Origin of the sequence: Limnospira fusiformis SAG 85.79 (assembly GCF_012516315.1) — a bacterium.
Classification (GTDB): domain Bacteria; phylum Cyanobacteriota; class Cyanobacteriia; order Cyanobacteriales; family Microcoleaceae; genus Limnospira; species Limnospira fusiformis.
In genome coordinates, this window is the sequence record NZ_CP051185.1 from 1,571,449 (window position 1) to 1,590,918 (window position 19,470).

12 protein-coding genes and 8 pseudogenes are annotated in these 19,470 nt (G+C 47.2%); 9 read left to right on the plus strand and 11 right to left on the minus strand.

Going from position 1 to position 19,470, the window contains the following annotated elements; all coding sequences use genetic code 11:
- Positions 1-357: 357 nt before the first annotated feature.
- Positions 358-1,428, minus strand: a complete 1,071-nt coding sequence (locus HFV01_RS30275; protein WP_318286209.1) for an IS1634 family transposase — start codon at positions 1,426-1,428, stop codon at positions 358-360.
- Positions 1,429-1,477: 49 nt separating this feature from the next.
- On the minus strand, positions 1,478-2,005 hold the full coding sequence (locus tag HFV01_RS30280; protein WP_318286211.1) for an IS1634 family transposase: 528 nt from the start codon (positions 2,003-2,005) through the stop codon (positions 1,478-1,480).
- A gap of 266 nt (positions 2,006-2,271) precedes the next feature.
- Here HFV01_RS30280 and HFV01_RS07490 point away from each other — a divergent pair, with 266 nt between their 5' ends.
- On the plus strand, positions 2,272-2,451 hold the full coding sequence (locus HFV01_RS07490) for a hypothetical protein (protein ID WP_006625930.1): 180 nt from the start codon (positions 2,272-2,274) through the stop codon (positions 2,449-2,451).
- A gap of 456 nt (positions 2,452-2,907) precedes the next feature.
- Here the strand turns inward: HFV01_RS07490 and HFV01_RS07495 are convergent, their stop codons facing one another.
- Positions 2,908-3,783: an IS630 family transposase gene (locus HFV01_RS07495; protein ID WP_193520968.1), complete on the minus strand. Its 876-nt coding sequence runs from the start codon at positions 3,781-3,783 to the stop codon at positions 2,908-2,910.
- Between the two features lie 728 nt (positions 3,784-4,511).
- Here HFV01_RS07495 and HFV01_RS07500 point away from each other — a divergent pair.
- Entirely contained in the window at positions 4,512-4,658 is a 147-nt protein-coding gene (locus tag HFV01_RS07500; protein ID WP_193521359.1) for a hypothetical protein, read from the plus strand.
- Positions 4,642-5,519 (plus strand): annotated as a pseudogene (locus HFV01_RS07505) (IS630-like element ISAtsp1 family transposase). Before HFV01_RS07500 ends, HFV01_RS07505 begins: the two are co-directional and overlap by 17 nt.
- A gap of 165 nt (positions 5,520-5,684) precedes the next feature.
- On the opposite strand, the gene HFV01_RS07510 reads toward HFV01_RS07505, so the two are convergent.
- From HFV01_RS07510 to HFV01_RS07530, 5 genes and pseudogenes are all read right to left on the minus strand, one after another.
- Positions 5,685-5,888, minus strand: coding sequence for a hypothetical protein (locus HFV01_RS07510; protein WP_233497953.1), 204 nt, complete (start codon positions 5,886-5,888; stop codon positions 5,685-5,687).
- A gap of 5 nt (positions 5,889-5,893) precedes the next feature.
- Positions 5,894-6,769 (minus strand): annotated as a pseudogene (locus tag HFV01_RS07515) (IS630 family transposase).
- A gap of 63 nt (positions 6,770-6,832) precedes the next feature.
- Positions 6,833-7,360 (minus strand): annotated as a pseudogene (gene lipB, locus HFV01_RS07520) (lipoyl(octanoyl) transferase LipB); the annotation flags it as partial.
- Between the two features lie 387 nt (positions 7,361-7,747).
- The gene (locus HFV01_RS07525) at positions 7,748-8,623 is read right to left on the minus strand and encodes an IS630-like element ISAtsp1 family transposase (RefSeq protein WP_006670343.1); all 876 of its coding nucleotides are present in this window, start codon (positions 8,621-8,623) and stop codon (positions 7,748-7,750) included.
- A 41-nt stretch (positions 8,624-8,664) separates the two neighbouring features.
- A pseudogene (locus tag HFV01_RS07530) lies at positions 8,665-8,848 on the minus strand (efflux RND transporter permease subunit); the annotation flags it as partial.
- Positions 8,849-8,920: 72 nt separating this feature from the next.
- On the opposite strand from HFV01_RS07530, the pseudogene HFV01_RS07535 reads away from it, so the two are divergent.
- Positions 8,921-9,863: pseudogene (locus HFV01_RS07535) on the plus strand (IS630 family transposase).
- 150 nt (positions 9,864-10,013) lie between these two features.
- Entirely contained in the window at positions 10,014-10,889 is an 876-nt protein-coding gene (locus tag HFV01_RS07540; protein WP_193520969.1) for an IS630 family transposase, read from the plus strand.
- A 14-nt stretch (positions 10,890-10,903) separates the two neighbouring features.
- Here HFV01_RS07540 and HFV01_RS07545 read toward each other — a convergent pair.
- A pseudogene (locus tag HFV01_RS07545) lies at positions 10,904-13,580 on the minus strand (efflux RND transporter permease subunit); the annotation flags it as partial.
- Positions 13,581-13,651: 71 nt separating this feature from the next.
- Between HFV01_RS07545 and HFV01_RS07550 the strand changes: the two are divergent.
- Positions 13,652-14,594: pseudogene (locus HFV01_RS07550) on the plus strand (IS630-like element ISAtsp7 family transposase).
- 28 nt (positions 14,595-14,622) lie between these two features.
- Here the strand turns inward: HFV01_RS07550 and HFV01_RS07555 are convergent.
- Positions 14,623-15,266 (minus strand): annotated as a pseudogene (locus tag HFV01_RS07555) (IS630 family transposase); the annotation flags it as partial.
- 328 nt (positions 15,267-15,594) lie between these two features.
- Between HFV01_RS07555 and HFV01_RS07560 the strand changes: the two are divergent.
- Positions 15,595-15,999 (plus strand): hypothetical protein, encoded by a 405-nt coding sequence (locus tag HFV01_RS07560; RefSeq protein ID WP_006624507.1) that lies wholly within the window; start codon positions 15,595-15,597, stop codon positions 15,997-15,999.
- A 4-nt stretch (positions 16,000-16,003) separates the two neighbouring features.
- On the plus strand, positions 16,004-17,269 hold the full coding sequence (locus HFV01_RS07565; RefSeq protein WP_006624508.1) for a glutamate-5-semialdehyde dehydrogenase: 1,266 nt from the start codon (positions 16,004-16,006) through the stop codon (positions 17,267-17,269).
- Between the two features lie 67 nt (positions 17,270-17,336).
- On the opposite strand, the gene HFV01_RS07570 is transcribed toward HFV01_RS07565, so the two are convergent.
- Complete coding sequence (locus HFV01_RS07570; RefSeq protein WP_006624509.1) at positions 17,337-18,149, minus strand: acyl-CoA desaturase; 813 nt, start codon at positions 18,147-18,149, stop codon at positions 17,337-17,339.
- A 77-nt stretch (positions 18,150-18,226) separates the two neighbouring features.
- Here HFV01_RS07570 and HFV01_RS07575 point away from each other — a divergent pair, with 77 nt between their 5' ends.
- Positions 18,227-19,468 (plus strand): methionine gamma-lyase family protein, encoded by a 1,242-nt coding sequence (locus tag HFV01_RS07575; protein ID WP_006624510.1) that lies wholly within the window; start codon positions 18,227-18,229, stop codon positions 19,466-19,468.
- Positions 19,469-19,470 lie beyond the last annotated feature (2 nt).

Genomic DNA, 19,470 nt, shown 5'->3' on the forward strand with positions numbered 1-19,470 from the left:
AAGTCACCTTCACCCTCTCCCATTCAGAACCGTGCTTGATAGTTTCCCATCACACGGCTCCTGGTATGGATACCCTATTTGTCAAAGGAGCAGAATCAAGAGACCTGCTTTCTACTTCGATGTTCAGAGCTATATGCACCACGTAGTCTTTAAACTCGTCCTCGCCATTATACTCTTACTGACCGCAGTATCTATATCCCCACCGTGACCTGTGGGCATATCCCAACCATGACAATTGGGCTTTAGCTTCTGGTCACATCCTTCACCCTCTAAGCATGCGCTTACATTTTTCACTACTGCCTTGTGAATAGCATTACTCACTTGTTTATAGCCTACATTCCGCAGGTTGATAGGTAATTAACCGGATGCGTAGTAATAGCGCTCAACGGGTGGACCGAAGAGGTGAATAATCAATCGCCGTTCATCATTGAGATTGCTAATCTGCCTTTGCCCATCGAGATTAACCCAGTGGATTCCTTGAAACTTCTGCATAATCCAGCGAAAGGTCGGTTTAGCGGTGGGTTGTTGGCGTTGGTCGCGCACCGTTTGCTTCTGAGCATCTAGCGCCTGTCGCAGTTGGCGTTCGGCGAGGGTATACACCATAAGGGTTAGGGCCATGATGAGAGCTAAGGCCTCGACCCGCTGCGGCTTTTTGACAAAGACGCTACTGGCAAAGAAGAGGGGGTCTTTGAGGAAGCGAAAGCCTCTCTCGACGGTCTGTTGCCCTTTATATTCGCTCAAGCAGGTCTGAGCCGGCCAGAGGGATTGCTCCAGTTGATTGGTGGCTAGAATAAAGCGACTACGCTGACGGCTAAAGCGGTCTTCCGCCGTGGCGGTCTGCTGTAACGTGGCCTGGAGCCGATAGCCCTGAACTGGGGTGGGTTCGGCGGATTTGGCGGGACGACCGGGGGGTCGCTTGGCCCGCACCGTCTCCAGGGAGACCTGAGTGAGCTGATGCACCTCGAGTCCATCTTGAAACTGCATCAAGGCCTCGAGGGCATCGGGTTTGCAAGCAAAGACCCGCTGGGTCAGCTTTTTCAATTGGCGGTTGAGGCGGTGTTCGAGCTTCTCTAATTCGGGTTGCCAGAGGTCGGCATTGGCTTTGCGGGTTTGGCTTTCGACGAGGCGCCAGCGCTGGCGCACTCCGGCATAGGTCTGCTCAATCTCCCACATCCGGTAATCCTTGGAGTTGCAGGGGACTTCAGTCAGTCGGGTGACATCGCTGTGCACCAGCTCTTGAGTAGCTTTTAGGGTCAGCGACGCCGTGATAGCCACCCCGTGGTCTCCATCTGCTGCGAGATTGGCTGCTGTGTAAAAGGCGGCATCCATCACAACGATACCGTCGCTAGTCCATTGGTCACCAAACGCCTTGAGCACCTCTGCAAACTGCTGAGTGTCCTGTTCATTGCCACTGGCAACTGCAACCATAGCGGCACGCCACCGTCGGCGGCACAGACTAGAGTCATCAAAAACTGTTTCAAATCTGGACGATGGTCTCGGGAATAGCCTCGACACAGCCGAATTGGGCTGGGTTCTGCTGATGTCTCACCGGGGGAGCTGACTCAAGTCCTACCTCGGATTTCCCCTTCGAGCACCGCTGATACTTCCCTTCTACTGAGATCGAGGTGGCATCGAGATGACGCTGTTGAATATCAATTCCAAATCGTTCCACAGCCTGGAGCGCCACCTGGAGAAAAAATGATGTCGTCCCTTCTGCGTAGAGTTCATCCAACACTCGACCTAAGCGGTCGTCATTCAAGTGACGAGCCTCTACCCCTTCCCCGAGCAGATGAGACACCGCTTTACTCTCAAAAAACTCGCTGAATAAATACAACGGTGCACTGAGAAAGCCTAGGGCGTTCAAAATCATGGCTTTAACCACTTGTCCGGCACTCACATGCTCCAAGCTATGAGGTTCAATCCGCTTATCCGTCAACTCGACCAGGCCAAGTTCGTCAATCACTCCAGCCACTAAACCCAGATGGTCTAAATTTTTAATCTGCATCGCCAGAGCCTACCGCTCGAAGGAACCCTTTCTAGCCTAGACTAGCACCATATCTTTTATTCCCTGTCAACCTGCGGAATGTAGGTTATAGGCAGAGCATTAGAGGGGTTACAACGTTCCGATTATATGGGCATTCCATCGTTAGATTTGTCCTCTCCGCCGGGGTACTTTTAAAGGTCTGTGTAGGTAGTCGCACGAACCCCCTACTTTTCCCCTTGCCCTTTTGAGCGCAGCGTGTCAACCTATTTCGCTGCTAGTGTATTACGATGGTTCAAGTCGGACATTCGGTCTTGCTAATCATAGATGGTTGGCAGTGGTCGCGTCTTGGTAGTAGGTTCTACCTCACGCCTTCCGTTCCCCGCTTCAATCCTGGAGTTATGATTTCCAAAACTGGGGGTGGCTATCGCCGTTACTCTCTACTCCCTGATTTCTCAGTTCGTTTATGACCTTGAGTTCCCTGCCTTGCTTAGTTCCCTAAGCGTCGGGACATATAACCAGTTATGAGGATGGTCAGGAGAGGTCTCCTTATATCCAGATTCGGAGCTGGAATCCTCACCGGGTAGTTATTTCGGGCATTTCAGCCCTATTTCATACCCGAACGTCTCGCACTATACGCTTACACTTTTCACTACTCCGCAGGTACATCCTGCCACTTGAGAGCCTAAAAGGGGTTTAAACGTTCCGTTTATACGGGCATTCCATCTTTAGACTTGTCCTATCCACCGGGGTACAGTTATGGTCGAAAGGGAAGTCACCTTCCCCAACTCCAATTCAAAACCGTGCATGCGAGTTTCCCAGCACACGGCTCCTGATGTGAACACCCTATTGTCAATAGGAACAGGCTACAACCCCTGCTTTGTGACTTCAACTTTGGGAGCTATATATAGCATTAGTCAAGGTAGTTAGGATGCAAATTCGAGAACGGAATCCATGGCATCATGGAGAGAATCAAACTGCTCAATACCGTGGCGAATACGGGCTTTCAGCCACGACCAACATTTCTCTATCTTGTTGAGGTCTGGCGAATAAGGCGGAAGATAGAGTAAACGGCATTGAGCTGCCTCCACCAGTTCAGCAATCCGCCCCCCTTTATGAAACGTTGCATTGTCTAGCACTAGAGTCTGACCTGGCTTCAGTGCTGGAATTAAGATGAACTCCAACCACAACTCAAACACTGTCCGATTACAACAACCCTCAAAGCTAAAGGGGGCTAAGAGTTGTTGATCACACCATGGGGCAATATAGCTCACCCTGCCCTGCCTCTTCCCTGATTTGAGGGCATGGAAGCGTTTTCCTTCCTCGCAGTAACCATAAGGATAATCCGAGTCTTGACTATTCATGCCAGCTTCATCGAGGTAGACCACTTCTTCCGGCTCCATCTGTTCAATCTGAGCCATAAACTCCTCTCGCTGTTGCTTCCAACGTTCTTGGTAGCCGTAAGTTTTTTTTCTGGTGAAGCCAATTTTCTTCAAGGCTCTGGATATGGTGCGAGGAGAGATGTCGTCATCCCAAAGTTCAGCCATTTGAGCGGAGGTTTTGTGGCCATGCTCTTGGGCAAAAGCCTTGAATTTCTGCCAGTCGGTAATTTTGTGGTTATTGCCAGGTCGGTGATGAGGTTTAGGGAGGAAGTCTCCGGTCTGTGCTTTTCTTTGCAGCCAGAGATTAATGGTGTTCCTGCTGACATGGAAAACTTGACTGGCTTCTGTTTTGGGCATACCGTCTAGTTCAATGGCATCAATAACTTTTTGTCTGAGGTCGTAACTATAGGGGGCTGGCATTTTTGGTCTTCTTAGTCATCTCGTCCTCTCCATTATACGTCCTAAGTATTCTGTCTTGTGCTATACAACACGTAGTCTTTAAACTCGCTCAAGTCATAAGCACTCTTACTTATCGCAGTCTCTATATCCACACCGTGACTAGTGGGCATATCCCAACCATTACCATTGGGTATTGGCTTTCAGTCACATCCTTTCCCCTTATAGGGTTAGGGGTCGAGAGTGAAGTCACCTTCACCCTCTCCCATTCAGAACCGTGCTTGATAGTTTCCCATCACACGGCTCCTGGTGTGGATACCCTATTTGTCAAAGGAGCAGAATCAAGAGACCTGCTTTCTACTTCGATGTTCAGAGCTATATGCACCACGTAGTCTTTAAACTCGTCCTCGCCATTATACTCTTACTGACCGCAGTATCTATATCCCCACCGTGACTTGTGGGCATATCCCAACCATGACAATTGGGCTTTAGCTTCTGGTCACATCCTTCACCCTCTAAGCATGCGCTTACATTTTTCACTACTGCCTTGTGAATAGCATTACTCACTTGTTTATAGGCAGAGCATTAGAGGGGTTACAACGTTCCGATTATATGGGCATTCCATCGTTAGATTTGTCCTCAGAACCGGGGTACTTTTAAAGGTCTGTGTAGGTAGTCGGACGAACCCCCTACTTTTCCCCTTGCCCTTTTGAGCGCAGCGTGTCAACCTATTTCGCTGCTAGTGTATTACGATGGTTCAAGTCGGACATTCGGTCTTCCTAATCATAGATGGTTGGCAGTGGTCGCGTCTTGGTAGTATAGCACAAGACAGAATACTTAGGACGTATAATGGAGAGGACGAGATGACTAAGAAGACCAAAAATGCCAGCCCCCTATAGTTACGACCTCAGACAAAAAGTTATTGATGCCATTGAACTAGACGGTATGCCCAAAACAGAAGCCAGTCAAGTTTTCCATGTCAGCCGGAACACCATTAATCTCTGGCTGCAAAGAAAAGCACAGACCGGAGACTTCCTCCCTAAACCTCATCACCGACCTGGTAATAACCACAAAATTACCGACTGGCAAAAATTCAAGGCTTTTGCCCAAGAGCATGGCGACAAAACAGCAGCTCAAATGGCTGAACTTTGGGATGACGACATCTCTCCTCGCACCATATCCAGAGCCTTGAAGAAAATTGGCTTCACCAGAAAAAAAAACTTACGGCTACCAAGAACGTGATGAGCAACAGCGAGAGGAGTTTATGGCTCAGATTGAACAGATGGAGCCACAAGAAGTGGTCTACCTCGATGAAGCCGGCATGAATAGTCAGGACTCGGATTACCCTTATGGTTACTGCGAGGAAGGAAAACGCTTCCATGCACTCAAATCAGGGAAGAGGCAGGGCAGGGTAAGTATGATAGCCGCATGGTGTCATCAACAACTCTTAGCTCCCTTTAGCTTTGAGGGTTGTTGTAATCGGACAGTGTTTGAGTTGTGGTTGGAGTTCATCTTAATTCCAACATTGAAGCCAGGTCAGACTCTAGTATTGGACAATGCAACGTTTCATAAAGGGGGGCGGATTGCTGAACTGGTGGAGGCAGCTCAATGCCGTTTACTCTATCTTCCGCCTTATTCGCCAGACCTCAACAAGATAGAGAAATGTTGGTCGTGGCTGAAAGCCCGTATTCGCCACTGCACGTGAGCAGTTTGATTCTCTCCATGATGCCATGGATTCCGTTCTCAAAGCTGCGTCCTAACCACCTTGACTAATGCTATATACCCAGTTTGGCAAGTGGTTAATCCCCCGACTATCTCCTAATCAATGGGAGGAAACTTTCCGCAAGCATGAGCCATCTACCCCAGCAATTCAGTCAAAATCTTAGTTTTGATGGGTGAATAGACCCTTGTGGGGCTCCTTTGGCTCAAGTTATGGCGATCGTTCCGGGCGTCTTTTCCTCTCGAGTAAGTTTGAGGGTGACTCCAAAAACTTCAGCAAAACAGGCCGCGAGGACATCCCGGACTTGCTCGATGGAAATATCCGGGACTAATTCAGCCAGACTCCCTACGGGGAAATCAGAAATACCACAGGGAACGATCGCTTTAAATCCAGTTATAGCATTAGTCAAGGTGGTTAGGACGCAGCTTTGAGAACGGAATCCATGGCATCATGGAGAGAATCAAACTGCTCAATGCAGTGGCGAATACGGGCTTTCAGCCACGACCAACATTTCTCTATCTTGTTGAGGTCTGGCGAATAAGGTGGTAGATAGAGTAAACGGCATTGAGCTGCCTCCACCAGTTCAGCAATCCGCCCCCCTTTATGAAACGTTGCATTGTCCAATACTAGAGTCTGACCTGGCTTCAATGTTGGAATTAAGATGAACTCCAACCACAACTCAAACACTGTCCGATTACAACAACCCTCAAAGCTAAAGGGAGCTAAGAGTTATTGATGACACCATGCGGCTATCATACTTACCCTGCCCTGCCTCTTCCCTGATTTGAGTGCATGGAAGCGTTTTCCTTCCTCGCAGTAACCATAAGGGTAATCCGAGTCCTGACTATTCATGCCGGCTTCATCGAGGTAGACCACTTCTTCCGGCTCCATCTGTTCAATCTGAGCCATAAACTCCTCTCGCTGTTGCTTCCAACGTTCTTGGTAGCCGTAAGTTTTTTTTCTGGTGAAGCCAATTTTCTTCAAGGCTCTGGATATGGTGCGAGGAGAGATGTCGTCATCCCAAAGTTCAGCCATTTGAGCGGAGGTTTTGTGGCCATGCTCTTGGGCAAAAGCCTTGAATTTCTGCCAGTCGGTAATTTTGTGGTTATTGCCAGGTCGGTGATGAGGTTTAGGGAGGAAGTCTCCGGTCTGTGCTTTTCTTTGCAGCCAGAGATTAATGGTGTTCCGGCTGACATGGAAAACTTGACTGGCTTCTGTTTTGGGCATACCGTCTAGTTCAATGGCATCAATAACTTTTTGTCTGAGGTCGTAACTATAGGGGGCTGGCATTTTTGGTCTTCTTAGTCATCTCGTCCTCTCCATTATACGTCCTAAGTGTTCTGTCTTGTGCTATAAGTCAGGACAAACATTCAAGGCGAACCCGTGCATAGTAATCCAGCGACTCACCTTAATGCCAATGGCTGCTACTTTAGTTTCCCCCACCCAAACCCCTGTCAAACCCTCAACGCGCTGGGCCTCAATTCCCCAAACCCTAATTGTCCGAATCAATACTTCTTCTAGTTGCCGCAAATACCAATGTAAGTCCATTTGATATCGTCGCAGGTTCAAAATCGGATATCCCACCAACTGACCGGGACAGTGATAGGTCACTTCCCCACCCCGTTCTACTCTGTACAGTTCATATTCAGACTCATGGGGGTCAAACTTGAGAAATTCAGAACTAGCCCCCTGTCCCAGGGTATAAACGGGCGGGTGTTCTAATAAAATCAAAATATCCTCTAAATTTGGACAATTAATGCGATCGGCCACTAAGTCTTGCTGCCATCTCCAAGCCTGTTGATAAGAAATTAGTCCCAAATTATAAAATTGGCAATAAACCTCATTAGTATCGACAATAGCAACAGGAGTGTCGTCGGGCATGGTAAAATATTCTTATATGAGCGAAACGTTCAGGAGAAGAAATAAGGCTGCAATGCCTGAAATCAACTCCTGGTGGGGTTCCAGCCCCGAGTCTGGATAAATGAAGGTGACATGAACACCCCATAACTGTTTGTATGTCCCGACGCTTGGACTCACCTCCAGGCAAGGAAGGGAATCTCAAGGTCAATATACGGACTGCTGCTGTTAAACGTAGAAGTAGTTATGGTCGAAAGGGAAGTCGCCTTCCCCAACTCCAATTCCAAACCGTGCTTGATACTTTCACATCACACGGCTCCTAATGTAGATACCCTATTGTCAGTAGGAACAGGGCTACAACCCCCTGCTTTATGACCTCAACTTTCGGAGCTATAGCATTAGTCAAGGTGGTTAGGACGCAGCTTTGAGAACGGAATCCATGGCATCATGGAGAGAATCAAACTGCTCAATGCAGTGGCGAATACGGGCTTTCAGCCACGACCAACATTTCTCTATCTTGTTGAGGTCTGGCGAATAAGGTGGTAGATAGAGTAAACGGCATTGAGCTGCCTCCACCAGTTCAGCAATCCGCCCCCCTTTATGAAACGTTGCATTGTCCAATACTAGAGTCTGACCTGGCTTCAATGTTGGAATTAAGATGAACTCCAACCACAACTCAAACACTGTCCGATTACAACAACCCTCAAAGCTAAAGGGAGCTAAGAGTTGTTGATGACACCATGCGGCTATCATACTTACCCTGCCCTGCCTCTTCCCTGATTTGAGTGCATGGAAGCGTTTTCCTTCCTCGCAGTAACCATAAGGGTAATCCGAGTCCTGACTATTCATGCCGGCTTCATCGAGGTAGACCACTTCTTCCGGCTCCATCTGTTCAATCTGAGCCATAAACTCCTCTCGCTGTTGCTTCCAACGTTCTTGGTAGCCGTAAGTTTTTTTTCTGGTGAAGCCAATTTTCTTCAAGGCTCTGGATATGGTGCGAGGAGAGATGTCGTCATCCCAAAGTTCAGCCATTTGAGCGGAGGTTTTGTGGCCATGCTCTTGGGCAAAAGCCTTGAATTTCTGCCAGTCGGTAATTTTGTGGTTATTGCCAGGTCGGTGATGAGGTTTAGGGAGGAAGTCTCCGGTCTGTGCTTTTCTTTGCAGCCAGAGATTAATGGTGTTCCTGCTGACATGGAAAACTTGACTGGCTTCTGTTTTGGGCATACCGTCTAGTTCAATGGCATCAATAACTTTTTGTCTGAGGTCGTAACTATAGGGGGCTGGCATTTTTGGTCTTCTTAGTCATCTCGTCCTCTCCATTATACGTCCTAAGTTTTCTGTCTTGTGCTATATAAGGCTGGAATGACTAACACTCTTTAAAGCCGTAGAGGTGAATAATCCTCCTAATACCACGATGGCGAGGGGTTGTAGAACTTCATTTCCGGCCCCCTGTGCGATCGCCAAGGGTAGCATTCCCAGAGCAGAAGTTAAAGCTGTCATCAGGATAGGATTTACAGCCTTTACACAAAACACAAAGTACAGTATAATGTATGGCTATTGTATAAGTTATCACAACCAACTACCATGAGCCGTTACTCTTTAGATTTTCGGAAAAAGATAGTAGAAGCCTATGAAAAAGGAGACACTTCTATCCGAAAAGTAGCGAAACGCTTTTTGGTGAGTCCAGACACGGTAAGGCGACTGGTCAAACAGTATCGATTAACGGGAGACTTATCTCCTCGTAAGTGTGGCACTAAAAAGAAAAGCATTTGATCTAAGCATGAGGAAGCCGTGATAGATATTGTAGAAGCCCACCCCGACCTGACCTTATGGCAATATAGTGAGAAGCTCAGAGACAAGCTGGGCATAAATGTCAGTACGACCATGATAGATAGATTTTTAAAGCAGCACGATATAAGTCTCAAAAAAAACATACAGGAGCGAAAAAGTAGTAACAGAAGAAGTACAGAAAGCGCGAGTAGATTATTGGTAAAGAATTAAGGATGTGGCTCCTGAAAAGCTTGTGTTTATTGATGAAAGTGGGTTATGGGTAGGGATGAGCAGACCGTTAGCCAGAGCGACGAAAGGGAAAAAAGTCTATGAACTGCGGAAATCCTATCGAGGTCAAAAAATGACAATAATTGGTGCAATTAAGCTCTCCGGAGTGGTGGCGACTCAAACATTATAAGGGTCAATGAAAAAAGAGGATTTTCTCCAATTCATCAAGTTAGATTTATTGCCAAAATTAAAAAAAGGAGATGTAGTGGTAATGGATAACTGAAATTCTCATCATCGAGAAGAAGTCAAAGAAATGATAGAGTCAGTAGGAGCCAGGGTAGAATATCTGCCGGTGTATTCCCCTGAGTTTAACCCGATAGAGATGATGTGGTCACAGCTCAAAAGTTTAGTGTGCAAGTTCAGGACGGAGACCATGGAATTATTAGTGAGATTGGTAGAAGTGGCGGTAAGCCTTGTGGATTTACAGTGTTTGAATAACTGGTTTACCAAGTGTTGTTACTGTGCTTAATGATTGAGATAAAGGCTGTAACCGCTCTAGGGACCCTTGAGTAATAACCTCTTTTAACAGCATCCCTTGAGCAAACTTATGGTTGTATAGCACCAGACAGGAAAGTTAGGACGTATAATGGAGAGGACGAGATGACTAAGAAGACCAAAAATGCCAGCCCCCTATAGTTACGACCTCAGACAAAAAGTTATTGATACAATTGAACTAGACGGTATGCCCAAAACAGAAGCCAGTCAAGTTTTCCATGTCAGCCGGAACACCATTAATCTCTGGCTGCAAAGAAAAGCACAGACCGGAGACTTCCTCCCTAAACCTAATCACCCACCTGGCAATAACCACAAAATTACCGACTGGCAGAAATTCCAGGCTTTTGCCCAAGAGCATGGCGATCAAACCTCCGCTCCAATGGCTGAACTTTGGGATGACGACATCTCTCCTCGCACCATATCCAGAGCCTTGAAGAAAATTGGCTTCACCAGAAAAAAAACTTACGGCTACCAAGAACGTTGGAAGCAACAGCGAGAGGAGTTTATTGCTCAGATTGAACAGATGGAGCCGGAAGGGTTGGTTTACCTCGATGAAGCTGGCATGAATAGTCAAGACTCGGATTATCCTTATGGTTACTGCGAGGAAGGAAAACGCTTCCATGCCCTCAAATCAGGGAAGAGGCAGGGCAGGGTGAGCTATATGGCCCCATGGTGTCATCAACAACTCTTAGCCCCCTTTAGCTTTGAGGGTTGTTGTAATCGGACAGTGTTTGAGTTGTGGTTGGAGTTCATCTTAATTCCAACACTGAAGCCAGGTCAGACTCTAGTGCTAGACAATGCAACGTTTCATAAAGGGGGGCGGATTGCTGAACTGGTGGAGGCAGCTCAATGCCGTTTACTCTATCTTCCGCCTTATTCGCCAGACCTCAACAAGATAGAGAAATGTTGGTCGTGGCTGAAAGCCCGTATTCGCCACGGTATTGAGCAGTTTGATTCTCTCCATGATGCCATGGATTCCGTTCTCCAATCTACGTCCTAACCACCTTGACTAATGCTATAGTTATCCACCAACAGCAAACCATTGCGGACAGCCACCTCAAACAGGGTAATAAACCCGATCAGAGAAGCAATGGAGATTACCCCCCGTTAAGAGAATCGAGACAATACCACCCACCAAGGCCAGGGGAAGATTGAGCATAATCGCCACAGTCGCCGGGAGAGACTTAACCGAGAAGAACATCAAAATGGCAATCATAATCGCGGCCAGGATGCTATACCAGACCAGATTATTAGTGGCCTTTTGCTCCGCTTCAAACTGTCCACCATATTGGATAAAGTAGCCACCGGGTACTTGAACATTTTGGTCAATGGCGGCTTGAATATCCCCCACAACGCTGCCTAAGTCTCGTTGGGAAACATTGGCAGACACCACAATTAAACGAGATACATTTTCCCGATTGACCACATTAGCGCCCATACCATACTCCACCCTAGCCACAGCACTGAGGGGAATAATTTGTCCGGTGGGGGTAGAGAGGGGAATCGCCCCAATGGCATCTAAATTATTGCGTGAGGCGATCGGCAAACCGACGATAATATTAATCAGTTGTTGATTTTCCGGGACTTGGGACACCACTTGACCATTAAGCGCCGTTTCCACCACCTCAGAAATCGCCGCCATGGTTAAACCATAATCCGCCGCCGCCTCCCGGTCATAATGGATTTGAACTTGGCGGATGGGTAATTGGGGTTCTAATTGTAAATCTACCACTCCCACAATGGGTTTTATGGCATCTCGCACCTGTTCCCCCACTTGGCGCAACTGGACTAAATCAGGGCCAAAAATTTTCACAGCGATCGCACTTCTGACCCCCGATAAAACTTCATCCATGCGGTGAGAAATAAAACCGCCAATATTGGGAGCAACCCCCGGCAATTGCAGAAACTTCTCCCGCAGTTGCTGAACAGCAGCCTCTCGGTCTTCCAGGGCAACATCACTCAACTCTACATCCACATGAGCCATGTTCACCCCCGCCCCATCAGCATCCCCCGGAGCGCGTCCAGCGCGGACTTGTACCCATTCATAAAGGGGATTATCTTGTAGGGATTGAGCCAGAGCCATTCCCGCCCGATTGGTCATCTCCAAAGAGACACCCGGAAATAAAACCATAGAGTTCACCATAGATTTGTCCTGAAATTCCGGGAGGAAAACCCGTCCCAAGGAAGGCACAACGGCTAGAGTAGCCACTAAGGAGGCTAAGGCTAATCCTAAAATCAGTTGGGGAGTCCTCAGAGACAAATTGAGCAGAGGGCGATACCAACTTTCGGCCAAGCGTGAAATAAAAGTGCCTTCCTGGGGGAGTCTATGATGAGCCAATAAAATGGCACAGAGGGCGGGAGAAAGGGTCATGGCGACCAAAGTAGAGGCCGCAATGGAGAGCAAATAAGCCCAACCCATGGGGGCGAAAATTCGCCCTTCTACCCCCGTTAAACTAAAAATGGGGGCAAAGACGACTATGATAATAACCGTGGAAAAAATGACGGCTAAACGGACCTGAACCGAAGTGTCATAAACCACTTGAAAGGGGGGTTTTGGGTTTTCTTGGGTTGGATTCCGCCGTAAACCACGATAGCAGTTTTCCATATCCACAATGGCATCATCGACCACGGAGCCGATCGCCACCACTAAACCCCCCAGGGTCATAGTATTGATGCCTAACCCCACGGCTTTCAAGAACATTAAGCCAATCAGCAACGAGAGGGGAATGGCACTCAAGGTAATGATAGCCGTGCGCCAGTTCATTAAAAAGAGCAACATAATCACCGAAACGATGATGATCCCTTGAATGAGGGAGCCGCTAACGTTGCGAATGGCAGAATCAATAAAGTTTGATTGGCGGAAAGTGCGTTGAACTTCCACATCAGGGGGAAAGGTAGACTGTAGGGAGTTCATCACCGCTTCCACGGCTTGGGTGACGGTGGGGGTGTCTATATCGGGTTGTTTATTAATCATCAACACAACGGCCGGCTGTCCGTTAAAGCTGGCATCTCCCCGTTTAAGTGCCGCTCCCGTTTTGACTTCAGCCACATCTTGCAGCAAAATCGGTTCACCGTATTGAACTTTCACCACCGACTGCTGCAAGTCTTCTAGGGTGTTAACCTGTCCGATGCCTCGGATGAGTAACTCTTGACCTCCACCTACGAGAAAACCTCCGGGAGCGTTGGAATTGGCTCCCCTGGCTGCTGCCGCGACTTCATTGAGGGAGACTTGGCGCGATCGCAACAGTTGCGGATCGACCAAAATCTGTTCTTCCCGTTCATCCCCCCCATAAATAGTCACCTGAGACACACCAGGAACCGAGAGAATCTGATTTCTGAGGGTAACATCCACCAAACGGCGTAAATCCATCAGAGACGTTTCTCCCTGACCATTCACCGTAAAGGCATATTGCAGAATCGTTCCCAAAGGAGAGACTAAGGGGGAAATTTCCGGCGGATGAATCCCTTGGGGAAGTTGACTCATCACCTGTTGCAGTCGTTCCGTTACAGCCTGCCGCGCTTGGTAAATATCAGCCTCCTGGTCAAAGACAACATGAACCATAGAGAGTCCCACCTTGGAGGAAGAACGCACCAGGGTAACACTGGGTAAGCCATTAACCGCACTTTCAATAGGAACCGTAATCTGAGCCTCTACTTCCTCGGGAGCCAAACCAACCGCCTCAGTTTGGATACAGCCTTTACACAAAACACAAAGTACAGTATAATGTATGGCTATTGTATAAGTTATCACAACCAACTACCATGAGCCGTTACTCTTTAGATTTTCGGAAAAAGATAGTAGAAGCCTATGAAAAAGGAGACACTTCTATCCGAAAAGTAGCGAAACGCTTTTTGGTGAGTCCAGACACGGTAAGGCGACTGGTCAAACAGTATCGATTAACGGGAGACTTATCTCCTCGTAAGTGTGGCACTAAAAAGAAAAGCATTTGATCTAAGCATGAGGAAGCCGTGATAGATATTGTAGAAGCCCACCCCGACCTGACCTTATGGCAATATAGTGATAAGCTCAGAGACAAGCTGGGCATAAATGTCAGTACGACCATGATAGATAGATTTTTAAAGCAGCACGATATAAGTCTCAAAAAAAACATACAGGAGCGAAAAAGTAGTAACAGAAGAAGTACAGAAAGCGCGAGTAGATTATTGGTAAAGAATTAGAGATGTGGCTCCTGAAAAGCTTGTGTTTATTGATGAAAGTGGGTTATGGGTAGGGATGAGCAGACCGTTAGCCAGAGCGACGAAAGGGAAAAAAGTCTATGAACTGCGGAAATCCTATCGAGGTAAAAAAATGACAATAATTGGTGCAATTAAGCTCTCCGGAGTGGTGGCGACTCAAACATTATAAGGGTCAATGAAAAAAGAGGATTTTCTCCAATTCATCAAGTTAGATTTATTGCCAAAATTAAAAAAAGGAGATGTAGTGGTAATGGATAACTGAAATTCTCATCATCGAGAAGAAGTCAAAGAAATGATAGAGTCAGTAGGAGCCAGGGTAGAATATCTGCCGGTGTATTCCCCTGAGTTTAACCCGATAGAGATGATGTGGTCACAGCTCAAAAGTTTAGTGTGCAAGTTCAGGACGGAGACCATGGAATTATTAGTGAGATTGGTAGAAGTGGCGGTAAGCCTTGTGGATTTACAGTGTTTGAATAACTGGTTTACCAAGTGTTGTTACTGTGCTTAATGATTGAGATAAAGGCTGTATGCAACACCAATGTTGGAATTAAGATGAACTCCAACCACAACTCAAACACTGTCCGATTACAACAACCCTCAAAGGTAAAGGGGGCTAAGAGTTGTTGATGACACCATGCCGCCATATAGCTCACCCTGCCCGGCCTCTTCCCGGATTTGAGGGCATGGAAGCGTTGTCCTTCCTGGCAGTAACCATAAGGATAATCCGAGTCTTGACTATTGATGCCAGCTTCATCGAGGTAAACCAACCCTTCCGGCTCCATATGTTGAATCTGAGCAATAAACGCCTCTCGCTGTTGCTGATCACGTTCTTGGTAGCCGTAAGTTTTTTTCTGGTGAAGCCAATTTTCTTCAAGGTTCTGGATATGGTGCGAGGAGAGATGTCGTCATCCCAAAGTTGAGCCATTTGAGCGGAGGTTTGGTGGCTATGCTCTTGGGCAAAAGCCTTGAATTTGTGCCAGTCGGTAATTTGGTGGTTATGACCAGGTGGGCGATTAGGTTTAGGGAGGAAGTCTCCGGTGTGTTCTTTTCTTTGGAGCCAGAGATTGATAGTGTTCCGGCTGAGATGGAAAAATTGACTGGCTTTGGTTTTGGACATACCGTATAGTTCAATTGCATTGATAACTTTTTGTCTAAGGTCGTAACTGTAGGGGGCTGGCATGTTGGGTCTTCTGTAGATATCCTTGCCATTATACGTCCTAACTTTTCTGTCTTATGCTATATCAGATAGATTAATCTACCCGTTACAACCCTATAAGCCAATACCCCTAGATTAAACCCCTAGGGGTTATTTTATGGCTACAGATTGATGGATCCTACTACGGTTTTGAGTAACACCTAAGTAACGGTAGAATAGGGGTTATAGGCTATGTATCAGGTTCGAGCCCGCTTAGCTCCATTTCAGTTGTTAGATCTCTTGTTCCTGAACTATCATGGGAGCTACTATTTGCTTTTGTTTCTAACTCCATTAAATAAGACCACGCGAGCTTGTGTCATCTCCCAAACCTGAGAAAATCGACTTACATAGTGATTATCCCTGTCCCTGTCGTCGAAAGGGTAATCTGGTTCCGATTACCTTGACCGAGGCTTTCGGTTGCGATCGCTGTCAGCAGATTTTTGTAGTTGATGAGAGCGGTTATTCCCTAGAACAACTAGCCACCCACTACCCCTACAAACAGGCTTGGTGGTGGACTGGACAACAATGGTATCGCGCCACCCCAGGAATGCGATCGCACTATCTACCCTTAGCTTTGGGGATGCTTCTAGTCCCCCTGGTGATTTGGCTACCCCTAGCCATGTACTCTCCCGGGGGCAACATCTTGCTTTGGGCAATAGTTGCTGTTATGCTGGCGATGTTGCCAGCAATCATGGTTTGGCTTGCTTACAGGCGTTAGCTCGATGATCACTGATGATTTTTCTTCTACCCCAGATCCATTAAACCCTTCTCGTCGGGCATATTTTGCCAGTCTTGAATTGACACAGATATCAGGAGAAGATCGGGGTCAAGCAATAAACAGAATGGCTGATGGTCTCAAACAACGAAAAAATGACATTCTGGAAGCGAACACCCTTGACTTGGAAGCCAGCAGAGAAATGGGGGTTTCCGAAGTGATTGGAGATTGGTTAAAACTGACTCCAGTTCGCCTAGAAAACGCGATTAAGGTATTGGAAAGGTTAAGCACCATCTCCGATCCTATCGGTCGGGTGGTTAGCGCTCCTTACCAAATCAAACAGTATAAGGGCTATTATCAGTATATACCCCTGGGAGTCATTGCCCTCATTTACGAGGCTTTTCCTGAATTAGGGGCGATCGCCGCCGGTTTTGCTCTCAAAACTGCTAATAGTTTAATTCTCCAGGGAAGTAGTGAGGCTAACTCTTCCAATCAAATTATCGCCGAAACCCTACAATCAGCCCTAGAAGATGCGCGAATGCCGCCGGGATGTTTAGAATTTGTTCCCGCTGACCCTGATCATCCTATCCCCGATTTAGTCACCGAAGACAGATATATCAACCTGATTATACCATACGGGCGACCCCAATTAATCCAAGAAGTGATTAATAAAGCCACAGTTCCTATTCTGAAAACAGCCATGGGGAATTGTTATCTTTACTGGTCTGCTACCGCTAGTATGGATTTAGTCCGGTGGATGATTACGGATAGCCATAAAAGTGAACCCGACCCAGTAAATGCGATCGAAAAGGTCTTAATTGACCCTCATCAAAAAAACTCTTCCCTAGTGCGACTCTTAAATAGTTTGCAGGAAGAAGGTTTCCAATTACGAGGCGATCGCGATTTCATCCAAAACTTTCCCGAATTAACGGAAGCCGAACCCTCAGAATGGTATCATCCCTATTTGTCAAAAACCATAGCCTTCCGATTTGTGGAAAACCTCGAAAATGCGATCGGCATGATGAATCAGTGTAGCAGCAACCACGCCAATTGTATAGCGACCGAATCCTATAGCGAAAGTCGTATATTTGCCCAAAATTCCAATAGTGCGCTCACCTTCATGAACACATCCCCCCAATTTTCACGTCATCAAAACCGAGGGGATGCGTTGTTTTTAGGAGTGTCGAATCAGAAAGGATATCGACGGGGTTTAATTAGCCTAGAAAGCCTAATGACCCTGAAACATATTGTACAGGGTAATGGCAGAGTGTGAACTTAACCCGGCTGTCAGAGTCTAAGTTAGCTTCTGACCTACTCAGGAACAACTTTTGTCGCCGGGGCTAGTTTTCCACCAATTTAACTTTTTTAGCCAAACCCAAAAATTGTAGAAGTTGAATAGTCATCCAGGTTAAATCAATTTCCCACCATTTCAGGCCATGACGGGCGGAATATTGGAAAGCATGGTGATTATTGTGCCAGCCTTCCCCATAGGTGACAAGAGCAACCCACCAACAATTTTTCGAGTTATCATTAGATTGATATGTTTGATAGCCAAACTTGTGAGTAGCGCTATTGACAAACCAGGTACAATGAAAAACCACAACGATGCGGAAAAAGATGCCCCAGACGACCAACGGCCATCCTCCGAGAAGATATAAAACCACACCCAAGGCGACTTGGATGGGAATGAAATAATTTTGCAGGAACAGATAAACTGGGTCTTCGTTGATATCTTTGGTAAAGCGGGGAACATCAGCATCAGCAGGAATTTCCCGCAACATCCAACCCATGTGACTCCACCAAAAACCCTTGTTAGAGTCGTGGGGGTCAAGGGTTTGATCAGAGTACAGATGGTGCATACGGTGTAAACCGACCCACTGGATAGGTCCTCCTTGACAGGCTAAAGTGCCGCAAAAAGCCAAGAAATATTCTAGCCATTTGGGAGTTTCAAAACTGCGGTGGGTGATTAAGCGGTGAAACCCTAGGGTAATTCCTAAGCCACCAGTTACCCAGTGCAAAAATAAAGCCAGACCAACTGCAGCCCAGCTAAAATTACTTGGGACTAGCACAAAAAGTGCGCCAATGTGGAGGAATGCCATAAATACTATGGTCATCCAGTCGAGTTTGAGTTTGGTTTCAGTTGCAATCGTCATGAATATCAAATTTTTGAACAGACCGGACCTGTTGGCGGCATAATATGCAGCACCCCTAATTCAGCTTTAGTCAGGTAATGAGACACAGCATAGAGTCGCTACATGAAGCGCCACAGGCATTATCCCCAATTTTTTCGGGAATTGACGCTAAGGTCAAGCATCACCTCCGACGAGTGTTAGATGCTTTCCGTACTCACCGGGTAGGAACCCATCATTTTGCCGGAGTTTCCGGCTACGGACACGATGATCTCGGTCGTCAAACTTTCGATCGCGTGTTTGCGGATGTTATGGGCGCAGAGGCGGCGGCGGTAAGAGTCCAGTTTGTTTCTGGAACTCATGCGATCGCCTGTGCCCTTTTTGGGTGTCTGCGTCCAGGGGATGAGATGCTGGCCGTAGTTGGTTCTCCCTACGATACCCTCGAAGAGGTTATCGGTTTACGCGGAAAAGGTCAAGGTTCCTTAATAGAGTTTGGCATACTTTACCGACAATTAGATCTTTGTGCTGATGGAAGTTTGGATTGGTCGGCTTTATCAACAGCGATCGCACCCCATACTCGTTTGGTTTTGATTCAGCGGTCCTGTGGCTATTCCTGGCGCAATTCCCTTTCCATTGCTGATATTGAGAGGGTTGTGCAGATGGTGAAGGCACAAAATCCTGATACCATCTGTTTTGTGGACAACTGCTATGGCGAGTTTGTGGAAGACCTGGAACCGACGGCGGTGGGGGCTGATTTGATGGCAGGTTCCCTGATTAAAAATCCGGGGGGTACTATTGCCGCGGCGGGGGGTTATGTGGCTGGGCGTTCAGAATTGGTAGAAGCGGCCGCCTGTCGCCTCACCGCGCCCGGTATTGGTAGCAGTGGGGGGGCAACCTTTGAACAATACCGATTGCTGTTTCAGGGGCTATTTCTTGCGCCTCAGATGGTGGCGGAAGCGGTTAAGGGAGGACATTTGATTGCTTATGTGTTTGACCAGTTTGGTTATCGGGTTAATCCTGCGCCTCTGATACCTCGGCGCGATATTATTCAGGCGATCGAGTTGGGTTCACCCGATAAGTTGGTGGCTTTTTGTCGCATTTGGCAGAAGTTTTCCCCTATTGGGTCCTATCTTGACCCGGTTCCTGGGGAAATGCCTGGATATGAGAGTGAGTTGGTTATGGCGGGGGGGACTTTTATTGATGGTAGTACCTCTGAGTTTTCCGCTGATGGTCCTTTGCGAGAACCCTATATTGTTTTCTGTCAGGGGGGGACTCATTGGACTCATCTGGCGATCGCTTTGGAGGCTGCTATAGAGGCGATCGCTTCCCTAAATGATGCTTAATC

Coding starts and splice junctions, on each gene's coding strand:
- HFV01_RS30275 (WP_318286209.1), bottom strand. CDS start 1,428: ATGGTTGCAGTTGCCAGTGGCAATGAACAGGACACTCAGCAGTTTGCA.
- HFV01_RS30280 (WP_318286211.1), bottom strand. CDS start 2,005: ATGCAGATTAAAAATTTAGACCATCTGGGTTTAGTGGCTGGAGTGATT.
- HFV01_RS07490 (WP_006625930.1), top strand. CDS start 2,272: ATGGTTCAAGTCGGACATTCGGTCTTGCTAATCATAGATGGTTGGCAG.
- HFV01_RS07495 (WP_193520968.1), bottom strand. CDS start 3,783: ATGCCAGCCCCCTATAGTTACGACCTCAGACAAAAAGTTATTGATGCC.
- HFV01_RS07500 (WP_193521359.1), top strand. CDS start 4,512: ATGGTTCAAGTCGGACATTCGGTCTTCCTAATCATAGATGGTTGGCAG.
- HFV01_RS07525 (WP_006670343.1), bottom strand. CDS start 8,623: ATGCCAGCCCCCTATAGTTACGACCTCAGACAAAAAGTTATTGATGCC.
- HFV01_RS07540 (WP_193520969.1), top strand. CDS start 10,014: ATGCCAGCCCCCTATAGTTACGACCTCAGACAAAAAGTTATTGATACA.
- HFV01_RS07565 (WP_006624508.1), top strand. CDS start 16,004: ATGATCACTGATGATTTTTCTTCTACCCCAGATCCATTAAACCCTTCT.
- HFV01_RS07570 (WP_006624509.1), bottom strand. CDS start 18,149: ATGACGATTGCAACTGAAACCAAACTCAAACTCGACTGGATGACCATA.
- HFV01_RS07575 (WP_006624510.1), top strand. CDS start 18,227: ATGAGACACAGCATAGAGTCGCTACATGAAGCGCCACAGGCATTATCC.